The sequence below is a fragment of the Streptomyces sp. UNOC14_S4 genome (genome assembly GCF_020740835.1).
In the GTDB taxonomy this organism is placed as follows: domain Bacteria; phylum Actinomycetota; class Actinomycetes; order Streptomycetales; family Streptomycetaceae; genus Streptomyces.
The window spans coordinates 1-2,631 of sequence record NZ_JAINFC010000754.1 but is presented as its reverse complement, the minus strand read 5'-3'; the positions used below and the strand labels follow the sequence as shown (position 1 = coordinate 2,631).

The window sequence follows — 2,631 nt, the reverse complement described above, 5'->3', positions numbered from 1 at the left end:
GGGTCGTACCGGTCGGTGCGGGATCTGGTGGCGATCGCGGAGCCGGCCTCCCCGCCGCCTCCGCGATCGCCACCAGATCCCGCACCGACCGGTACGACCCGTACGACGACCCCGCCATCCGCGAGATCGTCTCCTCCATCAGCGTCCCGCCCAGATCGTTCGCCCCGGACCGCAGCATCTCCGCCGCGCCCTCGGCGCCCAGCTTCACCCAGCTCGTCTGAATATTCGTGACATGCGGATGCAGCAGCACCCGCGCCATCGCCGTGACCGCCCGGTTGTCCCGCATCGTCGGACCGGGACGAGCGATCCCCGCGAGATACACGGGCGCGTTCGTGTGGATGAACGGCAGCGTCACGAACTCCGTGAAACCACCCGTCTCTTCCTGAATCCGCACAAGCTGCCGGAAGTGCCCGAGCCAGTGCCGGGGCTGGTCCACGTGTCCGTACATCATCGTGGAGGACGAGCGGATGCCCAGCTCGTGCGCGGTCTTCACGACCTCCACCCACGTCGCGGTGGGCAGCTTGCCCTTCGTCAGGACCCAGCGCACCTCGTCGTCGAGAATCTCGGCCGCCGTGCCGGGGATGGTGTCGAGCCCGGCCTCCTTGGCCGCCGTCAGCCACTCCCTGATCGACAGGCCCGTGCGCGTCGCGCCGTTGACGATCTCCATCGGCGAGAAGGCGTGCACATGCATGCCCGGGACGCGTTCCTTCACGGCCCGCACGATGTCGAAATAGGCCGTGCCCGGCAGGTCGGGGTGGATGCCGCCCTGCATGCACACCTCAACGGCGCCCACGTCCCACGCCTGCTGGGCGCGGTCGGCGACCTGCGAGAGCGACAGCGTGTAGGCGTCGGCGTCCGTGCGGCGCTGCGCGAAGGCGCAGAAACGGCAGCCGGTGTAGCAGACGTTGGTGAAGTTGATGTTGCGCGTGACGATGTACGTGACGTCGTCGCCGACCGTCGCGCGCCGCAGGTCGTCCGCGATGCCGCACAGCGCGTCGAGCGCGGGCCCGTCGGCGTGCAGGAGCGCGAGCGCCTGGGCGTCGCTGAGCCGCGTCGGGTCGTCGGCGGCCTGCGCGAGCGCCTCGCGCACGTCGGCGTCGATCCGCTCGGGCACCATGCCGGGGGCCGCGGCCTCGCGCAGCGCGTCCCAGTCGCCGTACACCTCGTCGAAGTCGGCGCGCCGGTCGCCCGTACGGCCCTGCTCGTCGATGGCGCGGTGCAGGTCCGTACGGCCCGAGGGGACGAACACGTCCTCGGGCTCCTGCCAGGGGCGGCCCTCGACCACGGCGTCCTCGCGGGCCAGCCCCGTCTCCGGGTCGGCGAGCGCGCGCACGTGCGGCAGCAGCCGCGGGTCGAGCCAGGGCTCGCCACGCTGCACGAACTCGGGGTAGACGGCGAGACGTTCCTTCAGCTCGAACCCGGCCGCCGCCGAGCGCGCCGCCAGCTCCTCGATCCGGGGCCAGGGCCGCTCGGGGTTGACGTGGTCCGGGGTGACCGGGGAGACGCCGCCCCAGTCGTCGATACCGGCGCCGATGAGCCGCGCGTACTCGTCGTCCACGAGGTTCGGCGGTGCCTGGAGGCAACCGGAGGGACCCATGATGTGCCGGGCCACGGCGACGGTCGCGACCAGGTCGTCGAGGGTCGCGTCCGGCATCCGGCGCATCGCCGTGTCCGACTTGGCGCGGAAGTTCTGGATGATGAGTTCCTGGATGCCGTGGTACGCGCGGGCCACGCGGCGCAGCGCGAACAGCGACTCGGCGCGCTCCTCGGGCGTCTCGCCGATGCCGATGAGCAGTCCGCTGGTGAGGGGTACGGAGCTGCGGCCCGCGTCCTCCAGGTGGCGCAGCCGGACGGCGGGCTCCTTGTCCGGCGAGCCGTAGTGCGGCATGCCCGGCTCGCTCCACAGCCGCTGTGCCGTGGTCTCCAGCATCAGCCCCATGGACGGCGACACCGGCTTGAGGCGCTGGAAGTCCGTCCACGACATGACGCCGGGGTTGAGGTGCGGGAGCAGTCCTGTCTCCTCCAGGATGCGGATGGAGACGGCGCGGACGTACGCGATGGTGTCGTCGTACCCGTGCGCGTCCAGCCACTCCCGGGCCTCGGGCCAACGGTCCTCGGGCTTGTCGCCGAGCGTGATGAGCGCTTCCTTGCAGCCGAGTTCGGCACCGCGGCGGGCGATGGCCAGCACCTCGTCGGGGGACATGAACATGCCCTGGCCCTCACGGCGCAGCTTGCCGGGCACGGTGGCGAAGGTGCAGTAGTGGCACTTGTCGCGGCAGAGGCGGGTGAGGGGGATGAAGACGCTCTTGGAGTAGGTGATGACACCGGGGCGCCCGGCGGCTTCCAGTCCGGCGTCCCGGACGCGCGCGGCGGAAGCGCACAGGTCCTCCAGATCCGCGCCTCGTGCTTGCAGCAGCACGGCGGCTTCGGTGACGTCCAGGGCCACTCCGTCGCGGGCCCGCCGCAGGGCGCGGCGCATGGCGTTGGCGGTGGGGGTGGTGGTCGGTCCCTGCGTGCCAGAAGTCATTGCCCGAGCATACGAGCGGCCCCTGCGTTTTTCGTCTGCGGGTGGGTGGGGCTTCTCGCGCAGTTCCCCGCGCCCCTGGGTTGGTTGGTGGGCCGGGGGTGGGG

1 protein-coding gene is annotated in these 2,631 nt (G+C 71.6%); it reads right to left on the bottom strand.

Annotated elements, in window-relative coordinates:
• Positions 1-2,527: bifunctional FO biosynthesis protein CofGH (locus tag K6I34_RS35325; protein ID WP_229332120.1), on the bottom strand; the 2,527-nt coding region annotated here is incomplete at its 3' end.
• Positions 2,528-2,631 lie beyond the last annotated feature (104 nt).